The organism is Lysinibacillus sp. NPDC093197 (assembly GCF_044754025.1).
GTDB lineage: Bacteria > Bacillota > Bacilli > Bacillales_A > Planococcaceae > Lysinibacillus.
In genome coordinates, this window is sequence record NZ_JBIVOH010000003.1 from 454154 (window position 1) to 481018 (window position 26865).

Here is a 26865-nt window from a genome sequence, read left to right on the forward strand (position 1 = left end):
GCATTACCTCATTCCATTCGTTTTCAATCGTCCCCTGCTGTATACTGTTGATACATAAAAACAGCTTAGGGGGCGTTTTAGTGTTACAGCGAATTATAATTACAGGCTATAAACCACACGAACTTGGTATTTTTAATGACAAGCATCCTGGTATCCCCATTATTAAAAAAGCTTTAGAAAGCCGCTTAAGAGCCTTATTGGATGAAGGTTTGGAATGGGTCATTATTAGTGGTCAACAAGGTGTTGAAACATGGAGTGCAGAGGTTGTCTTAACGTTAAAAGAGGAATTTCCTAATTTAAAATACGCAATCATCACCCCATTTTTAGAACAAGAAAAGAACTGGCAAGAAATAAAACAAGAAAAATATCAGTCACTAGTTGCTCAGGCAGACTTTGTAACAAGTGTGACAAAAAAGCCGTATGAAGCTCCTTGGCAGTTTACTGAAAAAGATAAATTTATTATTCAAAACACAGACGGCTTGCTACTAGTTTATGATGAAGAAAATGAGGGCTCCCCGAAGTATATGAAGCGTTTAGCCGAAAAATATATGGAAAATCATGACTATACTATTCTAACAATCAACTCCTACGATCTTCAGGTAATCGCAGAGGAAATACAACAGCAACAACAGGATTGGTAGATAATCGAATATCTCCCCCTACAAGTTAGATAGACAAAAATCTTTAATAAATATAAATATTGATATAATTTTCTGACAATTTTATAATAGAAGGAATAGTACTTGTTATTATTTTGAAAGGAGCTGTTGACATTTGAATAGAAAAATCGAAATGATTCTAGAGCCTTCTCCTGTGAATATTTCACACGATACGTATCGTCGTGAGTGCCAGTATACGCGAGGGATTCATATTGAGGAACAAGAATTCAACGCCATTTTAAATGCAATGTGCCACGATTCACGCTTATATTTTGATTTCCATAATCCACGAAAAGAGATTAAAAAGGGAACTTATTTAAATGGACACTCCGGTTTAGCACGCAATATTTATGACTACTATAAAGCTCATTACGATATTGAATTGACGGACATTATCAATGGTAAAGATTTTTACGTAAAAATCGTTTAAGTGCCAGGCACTCAAACAATTTTGAATTCTCCAAATAAAAACCCGCGGAAAGAGCAGTAAATTTTAAAGCGACCTATGAAACAATTTTTCTTAAAAACTAGTCTTTCACAAGCAAAAACTACACCTCCCCTTGTCCAACAAGTGAGGTGTAGTTTTAGAAGCATTTATTCATTTAATGATGATATGACTTATTTCCACAATCCAGCTTTCACCATTTTTTCTTTATTACCGAAAGCAACTAATACAGCAATAATATTAATAATTATCATAATTACAATGATGTATAACACAGGTGTGTAGCTTCCTGTAAAGTCAAAAATATAGCCATACGCTGGTAGTGCGATAATACCTGCTACTGCCAAGCCGATAGAAACTGTAGAATAGATTTGACTGTAATCTTTATTACCAAATAATGCAGAAGTAATAGCAGGAGCTAATGTTCCGATACAAGCTGATACGAAACCAAATAGGCCAACAGCTGCCACAATTGCAATTGTACTTTGTACAAAGAATATTAATAACAACATAGAAACTAACCCAATTAACATAGCAATAATTGTCGTGCTTTTAGCACCAATTTTATCAATTAAATAACCAAAGAGAATAGAACCTAAAAGTACGCCGACCATTAAAGCAGACATAACATTACCAGCAAATTTCACACTAAATCCTTGATTCACAAGGTATGTTGGAATGTGAATTGAAAAACTCGCAACAGACGTAATAATAAAGAAGAACAATAGTAATAATGCAAATGCTAATGATTTTTTAGCATCTACGAATGAAATACCAGAATTGCTAGTATCTTTTTCTACTTTTTTCTCACTATTGTTATTGTCATCAGCACCATAAGGTAACAAACCTTTTTCTTGAGGTGATTTTCTTAAAAAGAAAATAATTGTCGGAACAATAATTACGATAGCTGCAACACCTACCATAATATAAGCACTTCTCCACCCTTGATTAGCAATTAAGTTACCAATTATCGGAGATGAGAAAGCTCCAATTAAACCACCTGACGCAGTAATAATACCTAAAGCTAATCCACTGCGTTGTTTAAACCATTGATTGATTAATACTGGACCTGCTAAAACTGTGATTAATACACCACCAACAGCTAGAGGAATCGCAAGGATATACCAGCCCCACACAGAGCTCATCATACCGAATAGAGCGAAAGAACCTGCTTGTAAAATAATCGCAACAACAAGTAAAATACGCGTATCATACTTGGCCATTAACTTCCCGCCAATTGGTAAGAAAATCATCGTCACGATTGATGAAATACTTAGATATAACGTTAAATTCCCTAGACCTACACCAATGTCTTCCGATACTGATGGTAAGAATAGTCCTGCTGAACTGTTTAGTCCAGACTTAGCTAAACCAACTGTAATACATAAACCTATTAAAACTAGCCATGCAAAGTGAAACTTTTTTTTATTAGCACTCATTTCCCTATTTCTCCTTTTATTTTAAAGACTTTATTTTACATAAAACTACAAATTTCGCGTTTCAGATGTAATTTGGCGTTTATGCAATGATACGATAGATAATTTGTTGTATATTTACATTACTTAACTTGTACCATTAGCCTAAGCTATATGCACAACATTTAAGTAAGATCTACTTTATAAAAAGAATTTACGGCTTCCTTTGAATTGATTAAATGACGTGGAATCCTTGCACACTGACTATCTCAAAATGCTCCTACACTCTTTTTATTTAGATCTGCGGTAGCTTACTTTTGACATTTCTGCAAGCAATTTCGCAGTTGATCATTTAACCTCTAAAACCTTGCTACACTAGACTTTATCTTGCTTTCTCCCCACATAAACACCTCCAAAAATTGTGAAACTTTTGTGACCTGCAATTTATTTTAACATTAAACTGTTTAATATTAAATTAATTAATTTCACAGAATATTTATTTTTTAACTAAAAAACACTTGACAAAACCTTTTCTTGAATTTTTTAGGTTTTATTTCCCGCTCTTTTTTTCAATTTTTAACTAGGTAGTTGTAACTAACATCAGAAAAATTCAAAAATAAGTCTTTACTACTTCCTACTAAAATTAATATAATCAATCTTAATCATTAGTTTAACGGGAAATCATTTCCTTTATTAGTGATTAATAACTATTTCAAAATAATAAAATTATAGGAGGTCTTTAGTGCAACATGATTGAGCAATTAAAGTTAATGGACTTGAAAAATAAAAATAAACTAATGCTTTTCACTTATCTAGCTTCTACGATTCTAGGGTTAGTAGGCTCAATATCTTTAAAACCTGATTTTTGGACTATTGTTTTTTATAGCGCGCAAATCATTTTTTACCCATTGATATACATAGTTAGTAACCGTTATAAGAAAGAAATTGTTTTCCCATATTTAATAGTTATCATTATGAATATCTTTAACATATGTTTAGTAATGATTTATGGTGGGGACCTATCCACTGCTCTTTCTATATTTTTCTTTGCAGTATTTTCTGCTGTTCAATTTAATAACAAAATCTTTAGTATTGGATATAGTTTAGGGTTAGTAACACTTATTTTAGTTTATCTTTTCCCTTCTCCTTCCTTTGAGTATTATTCTGGAAATATAAGCTCATTTGTTATCATTTATCTCTTCACTGGTTTCCTGTTAACAATATTAATTCGTATGAATCAAAACCAATTTAAAAAACTACAAGAGTACAGTGAAATTGCTGAAGCAGATGCTAAAACAAAAGAAGAGCATAAAATTCATTTGGAACATGAAATTGGCGTTATTGCTGAAAGTATTAGTAAAATTAACGATAAAGTTCAGTTAAATTTAAGATCGCAAGAAGAAATTCAAATAGCTATGAATGAAGTTTCAACAGGTAGTATGATACAAAGTGAACAAATTTCTAAAATAGCAGACAGTGCACAAAATAACTTAACGGCAATCCATTCAATGAATGAAATAACAGTCCGTTTAATAGATGACTCTGTTCAATCAAGCAACCTAGCAGATGAAGGCCAAAATAAAATCCATCATCTTACAACTGAAATGAATAGTCTTCAAAATGTTATTTCGAACTTAAGTGATAACTTCAAAACTTTAACTGGGAAAATAGAAGAAACAAATCAGTTTGCCAATGATATTCAACAAATAACTGAACAAACAAATTTATTAGCCTTGAATGCTTCTATCGAGGCAGCTCGTGCTGGGGATGCTGGAAAAGGATTCTCTGTTGTAGCCCAAGAAATAAGAAATTTAGCAGATTTAACGAATAATATTACTGTCAAAATCACAGAGAATTTAACTGATGTCAATACAACGAATAAATTAGCACAAATAAACATGAACAAGAGTAGTGATACATTACATCAAAGTGTAGAGTCTACAAAGCTAGTAAACACAAACTTTATTCAATTAAGCGAAATTTTACATTCATTAAAAACTAAATTTAATGAATTTGAGCATTTATCAAATGAGGTAGCTGTTAACAGTCAAAATGTTGATACGTCGACAAATGATTTTGCTGCGATTATCGAGGAAGCAACTGCAACATTACAACAAATGAATGCATCGATTGAAAACATCACAGCTGACAACCATAGCATTGCAAAATACATCAATGATACAGCTAAGAGCACCGAAAATATAAAAAATACTTATTAAGGTATTTTGAAAAAATAGAGAGTACGAAAACGTAAAAACGTTCCCGTACTCTCTTTTCTTTCCTAGCTGTTAATTCACTTCTATCGGGTGACATGAGCATAGTGCCTGAGCATAGTGCCAGGCACTCACACAATTTTATACAATTCAAAGTAAAAGCCCACGGAGACTCCTGTTGGATTTACATATCGTAAAACGAATCAGACCGCAAAACAAAACAGCGACGGTTACCACTTACGTCATACCCGCGAAAGCGCAGTAGATTTATACGCTTTAAAAGCCACCTCAATCTTTAGAGGGTTTGCATTAAAGAAATCGCTTAAGCCCTTCCCTACTTTCCTTGCAATTCAATTCTACGAAAAAAAGTATGCTAAGAATCAACTTAGCATACTTTTTCCACTTATAAAAAACTATAAATCTGCAACTTGTGCACTAACTGCTTTATTATTATACACTTCTGTATCTAATTCTTTCGTTACTCGAGCAGTTGTAACACCTGCCGTCATTGAACCACTTACATTTAGTGCAGTACGACCCATATCGATTAATGGCTCAACTGAAATTAAAATACCTGCAAGTGCAACCGGTAAGTGAAGCGCTGATAGCACAAGAATCGCTGCAAATGTCGCACCACCACCAACACCTGCTACACCGAACGAGCTAATCGCTACTACTGCAATAACAGTTATGATGAAAACAGGATCTAATGGATTAATGCCAACAGTTGGTGCAATCATTATTGCTAACATTGCTGGATAGACACCCGCACAGCCATTTTGACCAATTGATAAACCGAATGAGCCTGCGAAGTTCGCAATACCTTCTGGTACACCAAGTCTACCTGTTTGCGTTTTAATATTCATCGGTAAAGTTCCCGCACTTGAACGTGAAGTGAAGGCAAATAATAATGTTTCAAGCGATTTTTTTAAATACGTAAATGGATTTAAACCACTTAATGAAAGAATTAGTAAATGAACAAGGAACATAATAATTAATGCAACATAAGAAGCAATAACAAATTTACCTAAGTTGTAAATTGCCCCAAAATCAGATGTTGCCACTGTACGTGCCATAATTGCTAAAATACCATAAGGTGTTAAACGTAAAACAATTGTTACAACACCCATTATTAACGCGTGTATAGCATCTATACCTTTTTTAATGGTAGCTGCCATGTCTCCATCTTTTCGAGCAACACGTAAATAGGCAAAACCTAAAAATGCTGCGAATATTACAACTGCAATTGTAGATGTAGAACGAGCACCCGTTAAATCAAGGAATGGATTCGCTGGGAATAATTCAATAATTTGTGTTGGTAAATCTGGTGCAGCCATTCCCGTTGTTTTTTCTTCTAGGTATGCTCCGCGCTCTGTTTCAGCATCACCTTGCATAATTTGAGTAGCATCTAAATCAAATATTGTTGCTGAAAGAATCCCGACTGCTGCAGATACAGCTGTAGTACCGATTAAAATTGCTAAAATTAATGCAGCCATTTTCCCAAAATTTTTGCCAATTGTCATTTTCGTAAAGGCAATCAAAATAGAAATAAACACTAATGGCATTGCCACCATTTGTAGTAGTTTTACATAACCAGTACCAATGATGTTGTACCATGGCGTTGTTTCGGCTAAAACTTCCGAATCAATACCATAAAATAATTGAAGTCCTAGACCAAGTGCAATACCTAAACCTAGACCAGCAAAAACACGATTTGAAAATTTCACGTGTTTTTTGTTCATAATAACTAAAATCCCAACGCACACAAGTAACAGCGCTACGTTAAGAATAACTTGTAAAGTTGACAATAGAAGGCCTCCTAAGATGTTTTATAATAATGTAAACCGAATTATATACCTATAATCCCTATTATTCAAGTATGTTTTATTAAGATTAATAATTTTATAAATGTAAGCGGTTTATTTATTTTGATTAAATGGCTGAAAAGGAATACAATCAAATTAGTTTATAAGTAAACTGATTTCAAGGAGGAGAATGTTTATGGGAAAATTACAAGATAAAGTGGCGATTATTACAGGTAGTGGAGCAGGAATCGGTAAAGAAATAGCACGTAAATATGCACAAGAAGGTGCAAAGGTTGTCATTGCTGACTTCAATGAGGACGCATTAAATGCAACCGTTGCTGAATTTAATCATGCTGGTTTTGAGGCATTTGGTGTCAAAGTAAATGTCGCTATAGAAGAGGATATCCAAAAAATGATTGCTAATACGGTAGCTCATTTTGGTCGTATAGATATTTTAGTCAATAACGCTGGAGTTGGTGACAATATGCAGGCAGCAGCAAATGTTGAAGATGCTGTATGGCAACGTGTCATGGATATTAATGTGAGCGGCGTAATGCGTGCAATTCGACATGTATTACCAACCTTTATTGAAAATGGCGGAGGAACGATTGTTAATATGGCTTCTATCGCTGGATTAACGGGTGGTCGCGGTGGACTAGCATATACAACTGCTAAACATGCAGTTGTTGGTATGACGAAAAATATTGCTTCTCACTATGGATCGCAAAACATCCGTTGCAACGCGATTGCACCAGCACATGTAGAAACAGGTTTTGCAGCAGCGATGACTAATGTAGACCCATTCGGTATGCAACAATCTGTGCGTGGCGTTCAACTTATGCCAAAAGCAGGTCAGGTTTCAGACATTGCAAATATTGCTCTATTTTTAGCTTCTGAAGATTCTGCTCTTATTAATGGCGTAGCCTTAGCTGCTGATGCTGGTTGGAGCGCTTATTAAGATTTCTATTAAAATAGTACCGCATAATAAAAACCTACTTCGTTAGTGAACGAGGTAGGTTTTTTTGTCATTAATTAAATAACAGCTTCCATATATTTTTTTACATTCTTTTTTTAAACGTGTTACTGCATCTGACAATTGATTAACTGAAGTAAATTGCTGATACTCATTTGTAATAACAGCAATGGACAATGATGTACATGTAAAACGCTCTAATTTCCCAACTCTATTCGGGACTTGTAATTGCACCAAATCTTCAAGCTCATAAAAATCAATTATTTGGGCATCAAACTCTTCAATAATTGTTTGGCAAATGCTTGCTACTTCATAATGCGGGAGAATAGCAACAAAATCATCGCCACCTATATGCCCTAAAAAATCTTCTATTCCTGTAATGTTTCTATTAAGGATATCTGTTAAATAGAGCAAAATCTTATCTCCTCTATTAAAACCATAGGTGTCATTATAAGTTTTAAAATGATCTAAATCAAAATAAATCAGACTATATTTTTCAAGCTGTAGTGCCTTTTCTAGTTTTTCTTCAATTAACTTATTGCCAGGTAAACTTGTCAGAGGATTTAAAAAGCTTGCAATCGCTACTTGTGTCTCTACAAGCTTTAACAGCAGTTCTCTAATACTAACTACACCCAAATATAAACCCTTTTTAATAACAATGACATCATCATATAGGTCCTCTGCTCGTCGGTCCATCGCATCCGTACTCACTTCTATAATAGGTGTACTATAATCTACAATTAGAGGATTTTCTTTCATAATAAGTTGATTTTGCCGCCCCATAAATAAGTTATAACCATAACGTGTACCAATTTTTTGATAGAAATGTGTGCGTGTAATATGTCCAATTGGTTTGCTATCTCTTACAACAACAACACTGCGCAATGATGGATTGCTCGTAAAAAGTAAATCTACTTCTTTGTTTTTTACAAATCCATCAATACTAAGAACGTTTTCTATGACTTCCCCTATCTGCATAGTCATCCACCCTTATTTCCCCAAAATGTATGTCTTTTGATGGCTTCCCTATTGCATATCCCTGTGCATAATGGATGCCAATGTCTTGTAAATAATCGAGCTCCTCTTGCCGTTCAATACCTTCTGCAATAATTTTCGTTTCTGCTTGCTCAGCGTACGTCATAAGTAATGTAACAAGCTGCTGCTGCTCACTGTTTTTATCGATAAATTGAATTAATGAGCGATCCAACTTAATAAATTCGGGCTTTAAATAAATAAGTGTTTTTAAGCTATTGTAGCCAGATCCCATATCATCCACCGCAATACGATAGCCCTGTGAACGATAATGTGATAATACTCGTTCAAACTCCACGAAATCTAACACAGCACTGCGCTCTGTTAATTCAAACACTACTTGCTGCGGCTTAATGCCTAGCTCTTTTAACAATTGTAATGTCTCACCACTATTATATTTCTTATCTAGTAATACGTTCGGATGGATATTGAGAAAGAGCATAAAATCTTTATTCAGCATTTCTCCATGAAGACGCTCTTTGAAACGTTGCAATGAAAGGTTTCGACAAAAGCATTCAAATAAAAATACGCAGTCTGTTTGCCCTACAAATTCATAAAATTGGTCGACACTACTAAATAAGTCGGAAGGCGTCGGTCGATTCAGCGCCTCAAATCCCATTGTTTCTTTCGTTTGTAAGTTCATAATTGGTTGAAAAAAAGTATGTAAATCTTTAGTCTCAATAATTTTTTTCAATGTCTTGAAACGTTTTATATATAAAGTATTGTTTTGATGCTGTTCATATAAATGATTTAAATATAAAAAGAAACTGTTTGTTTTTACGTTTTGTCTCACAGCAGACTCCATTTCACACCTCTTAAATTGGTTATTAGTTCTATTGTAAGCTTTCATTGTAAATGTGCTGTGAAGTAGTTGTAAAAAGAACAAAGTTGATTTTCAGACATCGTAGAAATGGACAGGCAAATTGTTTGAGTGACTGGCACCTTGACAAATATTTTTGTTAAATTATGATTATAGTAGAGGCATTTTTCTTTTTTTTCTGAAAATTATAGTTTGCTAGTAGATTTTTTTTTTAGGTCTTTATAGGACAACCTATTGAGATAAATTATTATTCAAGGGAGGATCATGTTAATGAGCTTGTCTATTCAACAACTATTGGAGAACAAAGGAATTACAGCAAAATCTGAACACCTTGAACTACTAAAAACGCGGTGGGAAAGTATGCAATCACTTCGTAGCAATTTAGAAGGCATTGCAATTGATGATGCAGATATTGCTATTCGCAATATACCTGGAGGTGACCATATTGAAAACTGATTTACATTTAAAATCTGTAGAAGAACTGGCGCCATTAATCGAAAACAAAACACTTTCTCCTGTCGAATTGACGAAAGAAATTTTAAATTTTGCTGAAGAAAGCCAGCCAAAAATTAATTCTTACATGGCATTTTACCACGAAGAGGCTATAGAGAATGCTAAATTGGCAGAGCAAGAAATTATAAATGGAAATTACCGAGGAATGTACCATGGAATTCCGATGGCACTAAAAGATAATTTATACTTTAAAGATAAAATAACGACGATGTCTTCAAAAATTCATAAAGATTTCGTCTCAAATTATGATGCGACCGTTGTTGAAAAGCTTCGGGATGCAGGTGTTATTTTCACAGGGAAATTAAGTATGCACGAATACGCATGGGGCATTACAAATAACAATCCTCATTATGGACCTGTACGTAACCCATGGGATCTTGATAAAATTCCTGGCGGCTCAAGTGGTGGTTCAGGAGCAGCAGTAGCGGCAGGTGCAAGTGTAGCCTCATTGGGAACAGATACAGCAGGTTCTATCCGCATCCCTTCTTCAGCGTGTGGTATCGTTGGCTTAAAACCTACTCATGGTCGTGTAAGTAAATTTGGTTGTTACCCGCTTGCTTGGAGTTTAGATCATATTGGACCTATGACAAAAACGGTAAAAGACGCCGCAGCTATGCTCGAGATTATTTCAGGCTTCGATCATCGAGACCCTACATGTGTAGATGTACCTGTAGATAATTATTTAAATCAGCTTTCTGGCAATGTGAAAGATTTAGTCATTGGTGTTAATGAGGATTATTTCTTTAACCGCGTTGACTCAGACGTTGAACGTGCGGTTCGCGCAAGTATTCAAAATCTAGTAGACCAAGGAGCAAAGGTGGAAGTTGTCAAAATCCCATCCTTGCAATATGCAGAATGGGCAGAGCTCGTTACTTCCCTATCTGAGGCGTCTGCTATCCATCACTCAGATTTACAAAAGAGACCACAAGATTTCGGTGATGATATTCGTCTGTTATTTGAGCTAGGTGAATTACCTTCAGCTGTTGATTATTTACAAGCTCAACAAGTACGTAGACAAATTAAACAAGAGTTTACGCAAATATTCAATCAAGTGGATGTCTTAATTTCACCGACATTACCAATTGTTGCGAATACAATTGGTGATGACTTTGCAGAGCTAAACGGCGAAAAGGTCGACTTAATCGACAATATTATTCGCTTCACTGGGCCAAGTAACTTAACTGGATTACCAGCACTTTCTGTTCCATGTGGATTCAAAGGGAATTTGCCAATCGGCTTACAAATTATTGGACCAGCATTTAACGAAGGTCGTATCCTAAATGTAGGCTATGCAATTGAGCAAACAAATCCATTAAAAAATCGAAAGCCTAACCTTTTTGCTAACATTTAAAAAATATGTAGCCGTCCATTCGTGGGCGGTTATTTTTATTCATTGCAAATAAAAGCCAACAACTATATTCATTTATCCTAAAATGATGGTACGATACTTAATAATAAATTACTGGAAAGGTTGCTAGATTCCCTAATGAACGTAAAAAACTTTTTGCAATTGCCTATTACAAAGGATTTTACAGTAGTTGCAGGTAGCAACGGTTTACATAAACCTGTCCAAAATGTTGAAATTCTAGATTTTGAATTTTCACCTGATATTGAAACTGTTCGAGAAACGATATTTACACCAAATAGTGTAATACTCAGCAGTTTATTATTTGCAAAACAACAACCCGATTATTTATTAAATGCTGTGAAAAGCCTTATTCAGTTAGAAGCTAGTGCATTAGCTTATAAGCCCGTTATTTATAATGATTTACCAGATGAGGTACTCGCTTTAGCAAACGCACATCATTTCCCGATATTGCGATTCGGTGGAGACGAATTTTTCGAAAAAATCATTTTAGAAACAATGGCATACGCAAAAACACAAGACTATGCATTCTTTTTAGAAACAATTATGAAACGCCTTATTAATGAAGAAGTTACTGATGAACAAATTACATCTTTTTTACAACAATTGAACAAGCCGTTTGAAAAATATATGTTCGTAGCAAATCTTCAGATGAAGTCATTAACAAATGCCGAATGGATGCAACCATTTTTACAATTAGAGCTACTATTAAAATCAGGCGTAATTTGTAAATATAAAAATAGCATCTTCATTTTGGTGACAAATCAATCACAACATTTTCAATTCGAGAAATTTCTTAATGAATGGCTCACAATGTATGATTTATCAACAGACGAGCTGATTGTGGGTTATAGTCAAGTACATGTCACACAAACTGAGCTTCACCTTGCTGTGCGAGAAGCTTTCTTCGCACGCATAATGGCTGAAATGGATATGACCCCTACTTGTCACTACAATCATCTTGGATCAGATATTTTACTTATTGAATTACATCGGAAAGACCCACATTTCGTTATGAACTATGTAAATGACTATCTAGGGCCATTACTAGATGAAAAAGCAGATGTGGATTTAATCAACACTGCAATCACTTATATCTTGAAAAAGGGTAATATTAAAGAAGTAGCGGTAGCACACTTTTGCCATCCAAATACTATACGATATCGCATGACAAAAATACGCCAATCAGTAGCACCGTTGGATAATGATTATGTATTTTATGAACGCTTATCTGCAGCCGTTAAATTGTACTTATTACATAGCAAAATCGCAGATTAAATAGAGCTTTGGAATAAGTACAAAAAAACGCCTGAAATTTTAGAATCAAAGTCAAATTTTTTTCTTTCTTCTCATGCTATTCTTATTGGAGTAAGGAGGAAGAAAGATGAAACAATACATAGCTGATGGCATGCTACTGACAACCGCTATCGTTTGGGGCAGTGGATTTGTTATAACGGCCATTGCACTAGAATATTTAACTGCTTATCAAGTAATGGCAGGTAGGTTTTTATTAGCTTCGATTATACTAACTGTAATATTTGGATACAAATTAAAAAAAGCAACAAAATCAGTTGTTTGGAAAGGTGTTTTACTAGGAACAATATTGTATATTGCCTTCGCACTCCAAACGGTTGGTTTACAATATACAACTCCTTCTAAAAATGCATTTTTAACCGCTGTCAATGTGATTGTTGTTCCGCTCATTGCCTATGCCGTTTATAAACGCCGTATTGATGGATACGAAATCATCGGCTCCATCATAGCCATTGTCGGAATCGGCTGTTTATCATTACAAGGTTCCTTAACGATGAATATAGGCGATGCACTTTCTTTAGCTTGTGCTGTGGCCTTTGCTTTTGATATCTTTTGTACAAACCTTTTTGTTCAAAAAGAAGATGCAATAGCGCTAACAATTATTCAATTTATTACGGCCTCCGTTATAGGTATTTTAGTCGTTGTCAGTCAAGGTGATATTCCCGCTTCTCTTGAAAAAGAAGCTATTTATTCACTCATTTATTTAGGTATTTTTTCAACTACTATTGCTTACCTTTTTCAAAACGTGGCAAATCAATATACGTCTGCTACAAAGGCAGCCATTATCCTGTCAACAGAATCCTTTTTCGGAATGGTGTTATCGGTCATATTTTTACATGAAGTACTAACAAGCCGAATGGTTATAGGAGCAGTGTTAATTTTACTAGCTATTTTAATTGCTGAAGTGAAGCCCTCCTATCCAAAGAAACGGATAATGAATAACTGACAATAATGCTCCCCTACAAATAGTTTCAGTTTATGCTGAAGCTATTTTTTATTTTGCATGACTGGTTATCATACTTGTAGTAATACCGACTACTAATACGGTAATGATCGAAAGGATTAATGTATTCGAAGACAAAAGCAGCCCACCTAAAACAATAACAATTGAATCAATAAAAAAAATAAGAACCCCTACATTTATGCCTGTTTTATCACATAAAAACTGTGCAACAAGATCTGTCCCACCAGTGCTTGTCTGAAATCGAAGCATTAAACCAATGCCAAAGCCAACTAAAATCCCTCCTAATATCGCGCTATAAATGGCATCGATTTGAACCAAATTTCTTAAAGGCTTCAACAGGTCAATGATAAAAGACGAGCCAATTAACCCATGCACACTATTGTAAAAATAGGTTCTGTATTTAAACCAAGCAATGATGAATATCGGAATGCTTAAAATAATAATCATTAGCCCGATTTTCAATTTATACAAATAGTACAAAATGAGCGCTACCCCTACAACGCCTCCATCTAGTATTTGATAGGGTGTTAAGAATAGATTAATGCCTAAGGAAATACAGATACTACCTATTATGATGACCAAGCCCTTCTTCAGAAAAAACATATAACCCCCCTCCGAAACTAAGCATGTACTTATAGTATGAAAGAAATGAATTGAACATGTTTTGGACTTTACTATATGTGAAAATAAAAGTATTTTCACAAAACACCCCGTTTACATTTCTTTGCATTTACACATATACTAAAATATCTTATTTAAAATAAATGAAGTGTATACATATACATGTAGGGAGGATAAAAAATGAAAAAAGAAAATGTAATAACTTCCTATATTATAGAAGAGAAAGTGTTTCGGGGTTATGGTTACCGGATAATGTGACTACCAAGCAAATCGTTCATCTGTTAAACGAGCAATAAATCTATGTGGATGATGCCTCTAGAATATTTTTGCCACAATATAAAGAGGAAAATATTCTGCGATTATGTATTTCTCAAGTGAATGAAAGCTAAATCAAATTCGGTATTGAACGATTGGCTAACTGTATTACTTTAATTAACAATAGTAAGCATCACCAAGCACAAAAAACCTTTTTACATCAAAAACATCCCTAAAAAACTAACCTCCCTTTTTAAAAAAGACAGGGAGGTTAAAATCTTAACTTTAATTTGTACATGCTCTTACCAACAAAATCATAACTATTATAATAACAATCGAACCAATATTAATTAAACAACCGCTGCTAGGTGCACCTGTATGAGCTTGAGCAGCTGCACTGTTCAAAGCACCACCAGGATTTTTTTGCTGTTCTTTTACTTTTAAATTTTCTCGTTCTTTTTCTGACATGGAAGCCCCCTATTTTTCGAATTAGAACCGCTTCTTACTTCTTCATACTATCACTTCAAATAACCCATCGCGTATTCATCCATTCAACTATTTTGCTGTCCAATTAAGTTTTCATTGTAATAACATTAAAAGAATCTACTATATACATGCAAAAGAAAAAATGCTTAGTATTCGCAATTTTTAATATAAAAAATAAACTATTGAAATATATATGTAATGATTATATACTACTATCGATAGTGATAATCATTATCAATTATTTTATTACTAGGAGTGTAATTCTAATATGAATTCAAAGCGTTTCTATTCATTATTTACAATGTTATTAATAGCTGTTTTTTCTTTTGCTTTAGCGGGATGCGCTGATAAAGAATCTGGCACTGAGTCTACAGATTCAAAAGGTTCAACGGAAAAGTCTGATTCAGAGGCTTCTGACACACAGTATCCAATCGTAATTAAGCATGCATTTGGAGAAACTGTGATCGAAAAGAAACCAGAGCGTGTTGCGACTATTGCATGGGCAAACCATGATGTTGCATTAGCGCTTGATGTTGTTCCAGTGGGCTTCTCAGTTGCAAACTATGGGGTACAAGATGATAGCGGTATGCTACCATGGACAGCTGAAAAGTTAAAAGAGTTAGGAGAAACAAAACCAAATGTATACCAAGATACTGATGGTTTAGATTTCGAGGCAATTTCTGACTCAAATCCAGATGTAATCTTAGCTGCTTATTCAGGAATTACACAAGAGGACTACGATACATTAAGTCAAATTGCGCCAGTTGTGGCATACCCAGAAATTCCATGGGTGATTTCATGGCGTGACCAAATCCTATACAATGCAAAAGGTATGGGTATGGAAAAAGAAGGTAAGCAATTAATTGCTGATACTGAAAAGCTAATTGCTACAAAGGCAAGTGAAAAACCAGAATTAAAAGGTAAAAAAGCTGCCTTTGCTATGTTTAATGCAACAGATCTATCTAAGTTTTATATTTATACACCAGAAGATCCTCGTGGGGAGTTTTTAGAGGAATTGGGTATGGCGTATCCACAAAGTATTAAAGATCAAATTACAGATAAATCTAGCTTCTATATCGAATTAAGTGCTGAAAATGCAGATGCTTTAAAGGATGCTGAAATTTTTATCACTTATGGTGACGATAAAACATTAGCTGCATTACAAGCTGATCCAATCTTAGGAAAAGTGCCAGCAATCCAAAATGGTTCAGTAGTAGTGATAACTGATAATACGCCATTAGCTGCAGCAGGTAACCCAAACCCTCTATCAATTCAATATACAATTGACGAGTACTTAACATTAATCTCTGATGTTGCGAAAAAGCTGAAATAATATGATGAATACATCCGTTTCAGAAAATAAGCATGTATTGATGCCACGTAACTTTGGCAAGCTTATCATTTTGCTTGCAATATTACTTTGCCTTAGTGTAATCGCATCGCTTGTATTTGGTTCTCGGATGATTACTTGGACTCAACTTCTGGATGGTTTATTCCATTCAGAAGTTGCTTCTCATGAAGCAAATGTTGTTCGGCAAAGAATTGTTCGAACTATTTTTTGTTTTTTGTGTGGTGCTGCTTTAGGTGTTTCAGGTGCCTTAATGCAGTCTGTAACGCGTAATCCTATTGCGGATCCAAGTATATTAGGAGTGAATACAGGGGCATCTTTATTTGTTGTTTGTGGGATTGCCTTTTTTAATATTAGTTCTGCAAATCAATATATTTGGCTGGCAATAGTGGGTGCAATGATTACCGCTATTTTTGTGTTTACTGTTGGTTCAATTGGTAGTGGAGGGGCAACACCGATAAAGCTCGTCTTAGCAGGAGCTGCTACGAGTGCTATATTATCATCACTAGTAGTGGCCGTTATGATTCCACGTACAAATGTTATGGATCAATTTAGATTTTGGCAAGTTGGCAGTGTAGGTTCAGGTAGCTGGGATAATATCAAACTGTTTATTCCGTTTTTACTAATTGGGCTTTGTATAGCTATCTTCTCTGCACCTGCATTAAATGCGCTAGCACTAGGAGATGAAGTGGCGACTGGCTTAGGTGTAAAAACTGGGACAATCCGACTTCTCGCTTCATTTGGTGGCGTTTTATTATGCGGTGTGGCAACGGCATTAGCTGGGCCAATCGGGTTTATCGGATTGTTGGCGACTCATTTAATTCGATTAATTATCGGTCCAGATGTGCGTTATGTTATTCCGCTTTCTGCATTAGCTGGGGCTATTATTTTAACGATTGCTGATGTGTGCGGAAGACTATTAGGGAGTCCAAGTGAGCTTGAGGTAGGTATTGTTACGGCCTTCATTGGAGCTCCTCTATTAATTTTTATTACAATGAAAGCGAAAATGCGTGCATTATGATGAATGAAACAATGAATTCTATTTATAGCTCAAGAATGAAACGAAAACGTCGTTTCCTACTCATGACGTGCTTGCTAACAGTTATTTCTATTGTACTTATGAGTTTGATGCTCATGCTTGGCAATACAATTTATCCAGTAAAGGATGTTGTAGGCGTATTATTAGGTGAGGATGTCAAAGGTGCGTCCTTTGCTGTAGGTACAATCAGATTACCACGGATGATAGTTGGACTATTTTCAGGCTTTGCATTCGGTGTTGGTGGCTACGTTTTCCAAACGATGCTACGAAATCCATTGGCTAATCCTAACGTAATTGGGATTACTGCTGGATCTAGCGCTGCTGCTGTCTTTTGTATTATTGTCCTGCATGCGAGTAATGCATTCGTATCGATTGCATCTGTAATTGGCGGACTTTTAACTGCTATCGTTATTTTTTTATTGTCGAAAAGTAGCTCGTTCTCAATCGGTCGATTAATTTTAATCGGTATCGGTATTCAAGCGATGTTAAATGCTTTTATTTCCTACTTAATGGTCATTGGTAATACGCACGACCTCCCTTCAGCTATGCGTTGGTTAAGTGGCAGTTTGAATGGTGCAAAAATGGAGAACCTTTATCCATTAATCATAACAGTGTGTATTTGTACACCAATTGTTATTTATTTTGCTAGTAGATTAGAAATATTAGAGCTCGGTGAGCAAGCAGCGACATCACTTGGGGTTGATACGAACAAAACGAGATTGGTGCTCTTGCTTAGCTCGGTTTTAATGATTGCGTTGGCTACAGCAGCTGCTGGTCCGATTGCATTTGTTGCATTTTTAGCAGGTCCAATTGCTAAAAAAATTGTGGGCGTAGGCTTTTCAAATATCGTTCCTGCTGGCTTGGTTGGGGTTATTTTAGTATTAGCTGCAGATTTAATAGGACAGTTCGCATTTGAGACCAGATATCCTGTTGGCGTAATTACAGGGATTATCGGTGCACCGTATTTAATTTATTTATTAATTCGTATCAATCGAAAAGGAGATTTATAATATGAAGCCAACACATACATTTCGAGCGGAACAAATTACTGCCGGTTACGAAAATAAAACGATTTTACAAGATGTGAGTGTAACGATTCCTAGCAATAAAATTAGTATTATTATTGGTGCGAACGGCTGCGGTAAATCTACGCTTTTAAAAACGATGGCGCGATTAATTAAACCGACTTCCGGACAAGTGACGTTAGATGGGCAACCGATTCAAAAAATGCCTCCTAAGCAACTTGCTAAAGTGCTAGGCTTATTACCACAATCCCCTATCGTTCCAGAGGGAATTACGGTTGCGGATTTAGTTGGTAGAGGTAGATTTCCTCATCATAGCTTTTTAAAAGGTTGGTCAAAAAAGGATTATGAGGCTGTAGCAGAAGCGATGGAAATGATGAACATTACGGAATTTGCTGATCGTCATATTGATGAACTATCAGGTGGTCAAAGACAGCGTGTATGGATTGCAATGGCATTGGCGCAACAGACTGATATTTTATTTTTGGATGAGCCTACAACGTATTTAGACATTACGTACCAAGTAGAAATTTTAGATTTACTGACAGATTTAAATCGTAAGTATGGTACGACAATTGTCATGGTGTTACATGATATTAACTTATCAGCACGTTATGCAGACTATATTTTCGCCCTACATGAAGGGCAGCTAGTAGCAGAAGGCACACCATCTGACATTATTACAAATGGTTTAATTAAAGATATATTCGCACTTGAATGTATGGTTATCGAAGATCCAGTTTCAAATTCACCATCCGTCGTGCCAATTGGACGACACCACAACCAGGTTGATAAGATAGCACTTAAAACAATGTCAAGCTAGCTTCAGCAACTATAATGAGCTGAATCAGTGATTTGAGCGGCTATATACGCCATCAATTCTTCAAGACAAGGGAAATTGAACGGGAATTAAACTCCTGTTCAATTTCCCTTGTCTTGTCTCTATAGGTGTAAAAGGAAATTCACGCTAAAAGTACATAAAAAGCTTTTCTTCAATGATCATTCAATATGGTATTATAGGTTATAATTGGAATTATAAATAATTATTAACTTTTATTTTTCAGAGGAGGATAATGTTGAAATTTAAAATAGGGAACTTATTTATTCTATGTCTATTACTATTGATACTTACTTCCTGCATACAAACTGAAAAAGGTAGAAACATTCCCGAGAAAGAGCAAAAAATAGATTACAAAGAGATGGTGTTTGCATTTGAACACCCGCAGACCAAACAAAAGTACAAAATCATTCATGTTAGTCAACTGTTTTCTCCGTATATTGAAAAGGTCAAAGATAATCCGAATCTTTCAACCTCGGAAACCTTGGAACTATATAATAAAGAAATCATTCAACCCATCTACAAGGATTGCTTTGAAAATGGAGAATACTTTCATATGGCAGAAACCATTCTTAATACGGCTCCTACTGGATTAACAGATTTACAAGTGATAAGTGATAAAATGGACACTCGTAAAATCGAGATCAATCAAATCATTCAAGAATCTCTATTAAAATCCGCAGACCTCCTACCGTCTCAAAGTGATGTAGCAGTTTGCGTCTTCCCTTACTCTATAAATTATATGGATCCGTTCACAGTTGGCGCAGAGAAAATTATCCTCCCCTATCCAAATGAAATGGATGATAGTATAAAGTTAACCGTTGCCCATGAATACCATCACAGCGTTTGGGCAGAAAAATATTTTAGGAAGGATGACTGGGCTTCTATTTTGGATAATGTAGTCTTTGAAGGAAAAGCTGAAATGTTTAAAAGGTCCGTTTACCCAGACTACGGTTATACATCAACGACTTTAACTTACGACAAGAAATTATGGTCTAAAGTTGAACCTGATTTAAATAAATACGATTTTAATCGCACATTAGAAATTTTATATGGCGGAAAAGGGTTACCGTATGCTTACGGTTACAGTGAAGGCTACAAGATGGTTAAATCCTACCTTGACTTGAATCCCGATAAAACCCCAGAAGATTGGACAGCATTAAGCGCACAAGAAATTTTTGAAAAAGGGAAATACCTGGAACACTACAAATAACTTCGATTATACTGGGCCCCATTTTTGAAGAGTAAACAATGAAGTGCATTGAATTCAACAAATAAATTGTGTAAACAGCAAACAAAAACGCTCAGATTGTAACACTGAGCGTTTCTAGTTTTAACCTTCACATTCAGGTTAATGTCCACAAGAACTTGGTTGCATTATGCCTTTAATATACATAGTTTTTATTGAGTTTCCCTCACCCTAATAGCTGATTTATTGTACAGCCCATACTCATTTAGCATAAAAAATGCCACCTCCTCAATCTAAGTTAATAGATAAAGAAGATGACAATATTTAGCCCATCAAATTTCAATGAACGTTTATTTAATGTTTACCCATGCATCGGGTCATTTTTATGCTTTGGCCCAATCATGTTAAATAAGATATTTAAAATAATTGCTGTTACCGAACCACATACGATACCGTTAGACGTTAAGATTGCTACACCTGGAGGTAATGACGCGAAAATATCTGGAACAACTGATACACCGACACCAAGACCGACTGCAATCGCTGCAATCATCGCGTTTTCTGCTGATTCATTCATAACTGGTACAAGCATACCCATACCTTGCGTTATGACCATACCGAACATTGCTAACATTGCCGCACCAAGTACTGGTGTTGGGATAATCGTTGTTAATGCTGCGATTTTTGGTAAGAAGCCAAGTGCTACAAGGAAGGCACCTGTTAGGTAAATGACTTTGCGATCTTTTACGCCAGACATACGCGTAAGTCCCACGTTTTGTGAGAATGTTGTATATGGGAAGGCATTGAAAATACCGCCGATAACAGAAGCAAGCCCTTCTGAACGATAACCACGTGCTAAATCTTTTGAATCTAGTTTTTTATTGCAAATATCGCTAAGTGCAAAATAAACTCCTGAAGATTCTACTAAAGAAACCATCGCTACAAGCGTCATTGTCAGAATCGCTGTTGCATCAAATGTTGGCATTCCAAAATAAAATGGTTGCACCATGTGGAATACACCAGCATCTGAAACGGGCGTGAAATCCACCTTGCCCATAAATCCGCCTAATACCGTCCCTGCAACTAATCCAATTAAAATTGAAATTGCACGAGCAAAGCCTGTTGTAAAGCGATAAACGACTAAAATAATGACTAATGTAATAAATGCTAAAGCAACATTTGAACCCGATGCGAAATCTGCTGCACCTTGTCCACCCGCCATATTGTTTAACGCAACTGGTAATAAAGAAATACCAATAATTGATACGACTGAACCTGTTACAACTGGTGGGAAAAATTTCACAAGCTTACCGAAGAAGCCTGCGATGACCATTACAATTAAACCTGATGCAATGATAGAACCATAAATATCTGTAATGCCTTGTTCAGGGTTTGTCCCAATTGCAATAATTGGACTAACCGCTGTAAACGTACAGCCTAGAACTACTGGTAAACCAATACCGATAAATTTGCCTGAATACACTTGAAGTAATGTTGCGATACCACACATCATTATGTCAATTGCTACTAAATAAGTCATTTGCTTTGAATCAAAACCTAAAGCCCCACCGATAATAAGCGGTACTAAAATAGCACCTGCATACATCGCAAGTAAATGTTGAATAGCTAGCGTAGTTGACTTAAAGGCATTCATTATGCACGATCCTCCGTGGCAAACGTTACTTTACCATCTTCTAAAGAATCCACAATTGCTAATGATTCTACACGAACACCTTGCTCACGTAATAATTTACCGCCGTCTTGGAAGCCTTTTTCAATGACAATGCCGACACCAACGACAGTTGCACCTGCTTGAGCTGCAATATCAAGTAAGCCTTTTACCGCTTCACCATTTGCTAAGAAATCGTCGACAATTAAAATATTGTCATCTTTATTTAAGAAATTACAAGATACTGAAATTTCATTTGTTTCGTTTTTTGTGAAAGAATGTACCTTTGAAGAATAAAGATTGTCTGATAATGTTAAAGATTTACGTTTACGTGCAAATACTACTGGTGCACCGATTTCAAGCCCTAGCATTACAGAAGGTGCAATTCCTGAAGACTCGATTGTTAACACTTTTGTAATGATGTCATCAGAGAAGCGATTTGCAAACTCATGCCCAATCTCTTTCATAAGTAGTGGATCAATTTGGTGGTTTAAAAAAGAGTCAACTTTTAATACAGACGAAGATAAAACTTTACCTTCCTGCTTAATTTTGTCGTGTAATAACTTCATTGCTGTTTTCCTTCTTTCTTATAAAATAATAAAAAAAGCGCTAAATACTTTGATTCCATTCATCTACGAGTGGAGCAAGGCATTCAGCGCATAAACGTCGAAATAAATAGAAAACATCATCTCTAGTATGAATTTTCTAAAACAATGCTACCCATAGTCGATTCATTTACGGTAAATCGGTAGAAACTTACGAGCCATATTCTCGCTATTATATGAGTGAAATAGTATTAAGCTGTATGAACTTCCTTATTATAAATATCCATTTTTATAATTTCAATATGAATATGCATAATAAGCTGATACTTTACTTCATTCGGCAGAGGCTTATATCTACAACCGAACAAAGTTTAAATTTTCGGAATTTAATGGTATTTACGCATTTTTTTGGCGTAAACGTTCGTGTTTTCAATCAATGCTCTGATTATATCAGACTATTTTCGACCTTGCTAGTCATTATTTCGATAAATGGAAAGGTACAGTCATAATGACGACATTTTTGTGAAATAACAGCGATGTTCGAATTAATAGACTAGATTGATTGTGTAGCATATGCTGCCAACCTTTCTTCGGTAAAAACTGCGGAATAACGACTGTTACTTGGTAGTCCGATTTCGCATATTGGTGTTCCACTTTATCGATAAACTTTTTCAAAGGCTGTGTAATGCTACGATATGGCGAATAATAAGTGACAAGTCGCACATCTGGTTGCCACGCTTTCCACTTTTCTTCAAAGGCTTTTGCATCCGCTTGATCGAATGCTACATAAAAGGCTATTATTTTATCAACATTTAAAGATTGCGCATAGTGCAGTGAATTTTCCACCACTTTCGTAATACCCGCTACCGGCACGACAAAGACATTCCCCTCTACTTTCGGTAATGCTTCTCCATTTAGTCGTAGTTGTTCCCCGACTGCATTGTAGTGATGCTTAATGCGATGAAACATCCAAATAATAAGCGGTAAAAAGATGAATACCGGCCATACTTGAGGTAGTTTTGTGACAAAAAACATCATCGCCACTACAAAAGAAATGACTGCCCCTATTGTGTTGATAACAAATTTCATAACCCAGCCATTAGGCTTTTCACGCCACCATTTACGCATCATCCCAGACTGCGCTAATGTAAATGGTATAAATACACCTACTGCATAGAGTGGAATTAAATGCTCTGTTGTGCCATCAAACAAAATAATAAGCACAATAGCTGCTAGCCCAAGCATCATGATCCCATTTGAATAGCCAAGTCGATCGCCACGGATTTGAAATATTCTTGGAATAAAGCCGTCTTTCGATAAATTGACTGCCAGTAAAGGAAATGCTGAATAGCCAGTATTCGCAGCAAGCACTAAAATCATTGCTGTTGTTCCTTGCACAATATAATAAAATACATTGCGTCCCACACTCGCTTCGGCAATTTGCGAAACAACCGTTGCTTGTGCATTTGGAGCGACTCCGTAGAAATAAGCTAAGCTTACAATGCCAATAAATAATACTGCTAAAATACTACCCATCGCTAATAGCGTTTTTGCTGCGTTAACGGGTGCAGGACTTTTGAAATTCGGAATTGCATTAGATATTGCCTCTACACCAGTTAATGCCGAGCTTCCTGAGGCAAATGCCTTTAATAATAAAAACAAACTAATGCCCGCAACTGGCGTTCCAATTTTAGGATGTAAGTCAGCCGGCACTTGCCCTGTTGCTACATTATAGATTCCTATGCCAATGAGTAATAACATCACAACGACGAATAAATAAACAGGGTACGCTAAAATAGACGCTGATTCCGTAACCCCACGTAAATTTAAAATCGTTAAGCAAATAACAAAAAACACAGCAATCGGAACGTTATAAGCATGCAAACTTGGGAATGCTGAAGTAATAGCATCTGTCCCTGCTGATACACTTACAGCGACAGTTAAAATATAATCAACGAGTAATGACCCACCCGCTACTAGACCTGCATTCACACCTAAATTTTCGCGGGACACGACATATGCCCCACCACCATGTGGATATGCGAAAATAACTTGTCGATACGATAAAGTGAGTGCCACAAGTAGCACCACTACCCCTGCCGCAATCGGTAACGAATACCAAAAGGCAACCGTACTGACAGTCATGAGCACAATTAAAATTTGCTCTGGACCGTATGCAACTGATGACAATGCATCAGAAGATAATATGGCCAGTGCCTTTGTTTTACTAAGCTTTTGTTCCCCTAATGCATCGGATTTCAATGGTTTTCCGATAACATAACGTTTGAATGAGGATTTCATCCTTAACACCTTCTAGATTCATAGAGTGTGTTTCGCATTTCTAAATCGATTACACCTTTCGCATAATCGGTCTCTTTATATCTACTGGGGCTTTTTCGTACGGAATGCCATCAAAAAAACGTCTACAAGTCATCACTAAATACGACTTGTAGACGCTCTAACGTCTGACAAGCTCCAACTTTTCTGCTCTTAACGCTTACGAGGTTAGCTGTCGGATTCGGGCCTGAGTAGCCCTACTCTTTAAAAAGAGATTCACCCCAAGAATTGTTTAAACAATCCACTAAAATTGGGTCCCCCGCGTTTAATTGCTTCAGCGATTTAGAAATTTGAAACTTTTATAATGATGTCATATTACGCCTGTAAATTAAAAAAGTAAAGAAGATATTGCCCGGTTTTCGTAAATTTTTTCTTATTCTTAGAGACAAGCTTTTATCAGCTGTTTATCGGTGATTCGGCGTGGTTTATCGGCGATTCTTACCGGTTTACGGGCGATTTGGCTGGCTTTACTGGCGATTTTCACTGGTTCACGGGCGATTCAGCTCATTTTATCGGCGATTTTCAAAATTTATAAAAAATTTATGAGCAAACTTCTTCACATTTTTTAATTCTAGCTATAGAATAGTAGTATTATTATTTTCCCATAGGAAACTTTATTTCATTTACGATACTTTTTGAAACGAGGGAACAAGATGGCCTATAAACAAATTACAAAACCGGCAGCCCAAGCTGTTTTAGATGGAGACATAAAAGGCTGGCGACGAATTTTACCCTTTCTAGGTCCGGCATTTATTGCAGCTGTTGCCTATATAGATCCCGGCAACTTTGCTACAAATATTACCGCTGGCTCGCAGTATGGTTATTTACTACTTTGGGTTATTGCCTTTTCAAATTTAATGGCTGTACTGATTCAATCTTTATCAGCAAAACTCGGTATTGCTACCGGAAAAAACTTGCCAGAAGTAGCAAGGGAGAATTTTTCTAAAAAAACTTCTATATTTTTATGGATACAGGCTGAACTTGTAATCATTGCAACCGACCTCGCTGAATTTATCGGTGCTGCCCTCGGTCTATATTTATTATTTGATATTCCGATGCTACCTGCCGCACTTATTACTGCAATTGGTTCTTTTGCAATTTTAGAGCTACAGCGTAGAGGCTTTAGAGCTTTTGAAGCGGGCATTTCGGGTATGGTGCTAATTGTTGTGCTAGCATTTGCGTTCCAAACATTTTTAGCCCAACCGGATTGGGGCGAAGTGACATTAGGAATGCTGACACCACAATTTGATGGTGTCGATTCACTCTTACTTGCAACAGGTATATTAGGAGCTACTGTGATGCCACACGCAATCTATTTACATTCTTCCTTAACACAAAATCGTGTGGTTGGTCGTAATGACAACGAAAAACGACGTATTTTCCGATTTGAGTTTATCGATATTGTGATTGCAATGATTATTGCTGGTGCGATTAACATGAGTATGCTAATCATTGCAGCAGCAGTGTTCCATACGCAAGGCTTAGTAGTCGAAGATTTAGATATCGCCTATAACGGTTTACGAGAAGCTCTTGGACCAATGGCGGCTGTGTCTTTCGGACTTGGATTACTCATTGCAGGGCTTGCAAGCTCTTCTGTTGGGACATTAGCAGGCGACGTTGTTATGCAAGGCTTCATCCAACGAAAAATCCCTCTATATTTACGTAGAGCGATTACAATGATTCCACCTTTGGTTATTATTGCAGCAGGTGTCAATGCAACCTATGCACTTGTGTTAAGTCAAGTAATCTTATCATTCGGTATTGCATTTGCGCTTATCCCACTTGTGATGTTTACAAGTAAAAAGGACATAATGGGTAGCCTGGTCAATCACCGTATCACAACAATTCTTGGTTGGCTTGTCGTTGTAATAGTAGTTGCGTTAAATATCTACTTATTATGGGAAACGCTATTTGCTTAAATAATGATACTAGGATAAATGAGAAAAAGTGTTAGATTGATTGCGATCAATCTAACACTTTTTTATGCCGTTGCTCAC

At 36.0% G+C, this 26865-nt stretch carries 23 protein-coding genes and 2 riboswitches; of the genes, 14 read left to right on the forward strand and 9 right to left on the reverse strand.

Annotated elements, in window-relative coordinates:
- Nucleotides 1-80 precede the first annotated feature (80 nt).
- Complete coding sequence (locus ACIP9G_RS12080; protein ID WP_401019586.1) at nt 81-641, forward strand: SLOG family protein; 561 nt, start codon at nt 81-83, stop codon at nt 639-641.
- A gap of 133 nt (nt 642-774) precedes the next feature.
- Nucleotides 775-1089, forward strand: a complete 315-nt coding sequence (locus ACIP9G_RS12085) for a hypothetical protein (protein WP_401019589.1) — start codon at nt 775-777, stop codon at nt 1087-1089.
- Between the two features lie 188 nt (nt 1090-1277).
- Here ACIP9G_RS12085 and ACIP9G_RS12090 read toward each other — a convergent pair whose 3' ends face one another.
- Entirely contained in the window at nt 1278-2543 is a 1266-nt protein-coding gene (locus ACIP9G_RS12090) for an MFS transporter (protein ID WP_340821291.1), read from the reverse strand.
- A gap of 725 nt (nt 2544-3268) precedes the next feature.
- Here ACIP9G_RS12090 and ACIP9G_RS12095 point away from each other — a divergent pair.
- Nucleotides 3269-4738: a methyl-accepting chemotaxis protein gene (locus ACIP9G_RS12095; protein ID WP_401019593.1), complete on the forward strand. Its 1470-nt coding sequence runs from the start codon at nt 3269-3271 to the stop codon at nt 4736-4738.
- Between the two features lie 407 nt (nt 4739-5145).
- Here the strand turns inward: ACIP9G_RS12095 and ACIP9G_RS12100 are convergent, their stop codons facing one another.
- Nucleotides 5146-6540: an L-cystine transporter gene (locus ACIP9G_RS12100; protein WP_340821293.1), complete on the reverse strand. Its 1395-nt coding sequence runs from the start codon at nt 6538-6540 to the stop codon at nt 5146-5148.
- A gap of 193 nt (nt 6541-6733) precedes the next feature.
- On the opposite strand from ACIP9G_RS12100, the gene ACIP9G_RS12105 reads away from it, so the two are divergent.
- On the forward strand, nt 6734-7495 hold the full coding sequence (locus ACIP9G_RS12105) for a glucose 1-dehydrogenase (protein WP_340821294.1): 762 nt from the start codon (nt 6734-6736) through the stop codon (nt 7493-7495).
- Nucleotides 7496-7537: 42 nt separating this feature from the next.
- Here the strand turns inward: ACIP9G_RS12105 and ACIP9G_RS12110 are convergent, their stop codons facing one another.
- A complete protein-coding gene (locus ACIP9G_RS12110; RefSeq protein ID WP_401019596.1) occupies nt 7538-8488 on the reverse strand; it encodes a GGDEF domain-containing protein in 951 nt (316 codons plus the stop codon).
- The gene (locus ACIP9G_RS12115) at nt 8454-9347 is read right to left on the reverse strand and encodes an EAL domain-containing protein (protein WP_340821296.1); all 894 of its coding nucleotides are present in this window, start codon (nt 9345-9347) and stop codon (nt 8454-8456) included. Before ACIP9G_RS12115 ends, ACIP9G_RS12110 begins: the two co-directional genes overlap by 35 nt.
- A 285-nt stretch (nt 9348-9632) precedes the next feature.
- Here ACIP9G_RS12115 and ACIP9G_RS12120 point away from each other — a divergent pair, with 285 nt between their 5' ends.
- The 4 genes from ACIP9G_RS12120 to ACIP9G_RS12135 all read left to right on the forward strand — a co-directional run bounded on the left by ACIP9G_RS12120 (nt 9633) and on the right by ACIP9G_RS12135 (nt 13501).
- Nucleotides 9633-9818, forward strand: coding sequence for a hypothetical protein (locus ACIP9G_RS12120; protein WP_139860532.1), 186 nt, complete (start codon nt 9633-9635; stop codon nt 9816-9818).
- Nucleotides 9808-11226 (forward strand): amidase, encoded by a 1419-nt coding sequence (locus ACIP9G_RS12125; protein ID WP_340821297.1) that lies wholly within the window; start codon nt 9808-9810, stop codon nt 11224-11226. The genes ACIP9G_RS12120 and ACIP9G_RS12125 overlap by 11 nt, the downstream gene beginning before the upstream one ends.
- Before the next feature lie 135 nt (nt 11227-11361).
- Nucleotides 11362-12519: a PucR family transcriptional regulator gene (locus ACIP9G_RS12130; RefSeq protein WP_340821298.1), complete on the forward strand. Its 1158-nt coding sequence runs from the start codon at nt 11362-11364 to the stop codon at nt 12517-12519.
- A 106-nt stretch (nt 12520-12625) separates the two neighbouring features.
- Nucleotides 12626-13501, forward strand: coding sequence for a DMT family transporter (locus ACIP9G_RS12135; protein ID WP_401019599.1), 876 nt, complete (start codon nt 12626-12628; stop codon nt 13499-13501).
- 48 nt (nt 13502-13549) lie between these two features.
- Here the strand turns inward: ACIP9G_RS12135 and ACIP9G_RS12140 are convergent, their stop codons facing one another.
- Nucleotides 13550-14122, reverse strand: a complete 573-nt coding sequence (locus tag ACIP9G_RS12140; RefSeq protein WP_340821300.1) for a YitT family protein — start codon at nt 14120-14122, stop codon at nt 13550-13552.
- Between the two features lie 558 nt (nt 14123-14680).
- On the reverse strand, nt 14681-14863 hold the full coding sequence (locus ACIP9G_RS12145; protein WP_340821301.1) for a DUF6366 family protein: 183 nt from the start codon (nt 14861-14863) through the stop codon (nt 14681-14683).
- Between the two features lie 286 nt (nt 14864-15149).
- Here ACIP9G_RS12145 and ACIP9G_RS12150 point away from each other — a divergent pair, with 286 nt between their 5' ends.
- The 5 genes from ACIP9G_RS12150 (at nt 15150) to ACIP9G_RS12170 (ending at nt 20341) form a co-directional block, all read left to right on the forward strand.
- Nucleotides 15150-16214, forward strand: coding sequence for an iron-siderophore ABC transporter substrate-binding protein (locus ACIP9G_RS12150; protein WP_401019602.1), 1065 nt, complete (start codon nt 15150-15152; stop codon nt 16212-16214).
- Between the two features lies 1 nt (nt 16215).
- Nucleotides 16216-17250: a FecCD family ABC transporter permease gene (locus tag ACIP9G_RS12155; RefSeq protein WP_340821303.1), complete on the forward strand. Its 1035-nt coding sequence runs from the start codon at nt 16216-16218 to the stop codon at nt 17248-17250.
- Nucleotides 17247-18278 carry a FecCD family ABC transporter permease gene (locus tag ACIP9G_RS12160; protein WP_340821304.1) on the forward strand — a complete coding sequence of 344 codons (1032 nt, stop codon included), beginning with the start codon at nt 17247-17249 and terminating at the stop codon, nt 18276-18278. The genes ACIP9G_RS12155 and ACIP9G_RS12160 overlap by 4 nt, the downstream gene beginning before the upstream one ends.
- Nucleotide 18279: 1 nt before the next feature.
- On the forward strand, nt 18280-19113 hold the full coding sequence (locus ACIP9G_RS12165; RefSeq protein WP_340821305.1) for an ABC transporter ATP-binding protein: 834 nt from the start codon (nt 18280-18282) through the stop codon (nt 19111-19113).
- 250 nt (nt 19114-19363) lie between these two features.
- Nucleotides 19364-20341 (forward strand): DUF2268 domain-containing putative Zn-dependent protease, encoded by a 978-nt coding sequence (locus ACIP9G_RS12170; RefSeq protein WP_401019607.1) that lies wholly within the window; start codon nt 19364-19366, stop codon nt 20339-20341.
- Between the two features lie 337 nt (nt 20342-20678).
- Here the strand turns inward: ACIP9G_RS12170 and ACIP9G_RS12175 are convergent, their stop codons facing one another.
- From ACIP9G_RS12175 to ACIP9G_RS12185, 3 genes are all read right to left on the reverse strand, one after another.
- On the reverse strand, nt 20679-21971 hold the full coding sequence (locus tag ACIP9G_RS12175) for a nucleobase:cation symporter-2 family protein (protein WP_173478826.1): 1293 nt from the start codon (nt 21969-21971) through the stop codon (nt 20679-20681).
- The gene (locus tag ACIP9G_RS12180) at nt 21971-22555 is read right to left on the reverse strand and encodes a xanthine phosphoribosyltransferase (protein ID WP_340821307.1); all 585 of its coding nucleotides are present in this window, start codon (nt 22553-22555) and stop codon (nt 21971-21973) included. The genes ACIP9G_RS12175 and ACIP9G_RS12180 overlap by 1 nt, the downstream gene beginning before the upstream one ends.
- A 134-nt stretch (nt 22556-22689) precedes the next feature.
- A riboswitch (purine riboswitch) is annotated at nt 22690-22791 on the reverse strand.
- Nucleotides 22792-23008: 217 nt separating this feature from the next.
- Complete coding sequence (locus tag ACIP9G_RS12185) at nt 23009-24832, reverse strand: APC family permease (protein WP_401019610.1); 1824 nt, start codon at nt 24830-24832, stop codon at nt 23009-23011.
- A 179-nt stretch (nt 24833-25011) separates the two neighbouring features.
- Nucleotides 25012-25158: riboswitch (cyclic di-AMP (ydaO/yuaA leader) on the reverse strand.
- Between the two features lie 363 nt (nt 25159-25521).
- Here ACIP9G_RS12185 and ACIP9G_RS12190 point away from each other — a divergent pair.
- Entirely contained in the window at nt 25522-26787 is a 1266-nt protein-coding gene (locus ACIP9G_RS12190; RefSeq protein WP_340821309.1) for an Nramp family divalent metal transporter, read from the forward strand.
- Nucleotides 26788-26865 lie beyond the last annotated feature (78 nt).

Excerpts from the sequence above, each read along its gene's own strand:
- ACIP9G_RS12090 (WP_340821291.1), bottom strand. The coding sequence starts at position 2,543 with ATGAGTGCTAATAAAAAAAAGTTTCACTTTGCATGGCTAGTTTTAATA.
- ACIP9G_RS12095 (WP_401019593.1), top strand. The coding sequence starts at position 3,269 with ATGATTGAGCAATTAAAGTTAATGGACTTGAAAAATAAAAATAAACTA.
- ACIP9G_RS12105 (WP_340821294.1), top strand. The coding sequence starts at position 6,734 with ATGGGAAAATTACAAGATAAAGTGGCGATTATTACAGGTAGTGGAGCA.
- ACIP9G_RS12110 (WP_401019596.1), bottom strand. The coding sequence starts at position 8,488 with ATGCAGATAGGGGAAGTCATAGAAAACGTTCTTAGTATTGATGGATTT.
- ACIP9G_RS12115 (WP_340821296.1), bottom strand. The coding sequence starts at position 9,347 with ATGGAGTCTGCTGTGAGACAAAACGTAAAAACAAACAGTTTCTTTTTA.
- ACIP9G_RS12120 (WP_139860532.1), top strand. The coding sequence starts at position 9,633 with ATGAGCTTGTCTATTCAACAACTATTGGAGAACAAAGGAATTACAGCA.
- ACIP9G_RS12130 (WP_340821298.1), top strand. The coding sequence starts at position 11,362 with ATGAACGTAAAAAACTTTTTGCAATTGCCTATTACAAAGGATTTTACA.
- ACIP9G_RS12135 (WP_401019599.1), top strand. The coding sequence starts at position 12,626 with ATGAAACAATACATAGCTGATGGCATGCTACTGACAACCGCTATCGTT.
- ACIP9G_RS12140 (WP_340821300.1), bottom strand. The coding sequence starts at position 14,122 with ATGTTTTTTCTGAAGAAGGGCTTGGTCATCATAATAGGTAGTATCTGT.
- ACIP9G_RS12145 (WP_340821301.1), bottom strand. The coding sequence starts at position 14,863 with ATGTCAGAAAAAGAACGAGAAAATTTAAAAGTAAAAGAACAGCAAAAA.
- ACIP9G_RS12150 (WP_401019602.1), top strand. The coding sequence starts at position 15,150 with ATGAATTCAAAGCGTTTCTATTCATTATTTACAATGTTATTAATAGCT.
- ACIP9G_RS12155 (WP_340821303.1), top strand. The coding sequence starts at position 16,216 with ATGATGAATACATCCGTTTCAGAAAATAAGCATGTATTGATGCCACGT.
- ACIP9G_RS12160 (WP_340821304.1), top strand. The coding sequence starts at position 17,247 with ATGATGAATGAAACAATGAATTCTATTTATAGCTCAAGAATGAAACGA.
- ACIP9G_RS12165 (WP_340821305.1), top strand. The coding sequence starts at position 18,280 with ATGAAGCCAACACATACATTTCGAGCGGAACAAATTACTGCCGGTTAC.
- ACIP9G_RS12170 (WP_401019607.1), top strand. The coding sequence starts at position 19,364 with ATGTTGAAATTTAAAATAGGGAACTTATTTATTCTATGTCTATTACTA.
- ACIP9G_RS12175 (WP_173478826.1), bottom strand. The coding sequence starts at position 21,971 with ATGAATGCCTTTAAGTCAACTACGCTAGCTATTCAACATTTACTTGCG.
- ACIP9G_RS12180 (WP_340821307.1), bottom strand. The coding sequence starts at position 22,555 with ATGAAGTTATTACACGACAAAATTAAGCAGGAAGGTAAAGTTTTATCT.
- ACIP9G_RS12185 (WP_401019610.1), bottom strand. The coding sequence starts at position 24,832 with ATGAAATCCTCATTCAAACGTTATGTTATCGGAAAACCATTGAAATCC.
- ACIP9G_RS12190 (WP_340821309.1), top strand. The coding sequence starts at position 25,522 with ATGGCCTATAAACAAATTACAAAACCGGCAGCCCAAGCTGTTTTAGAT.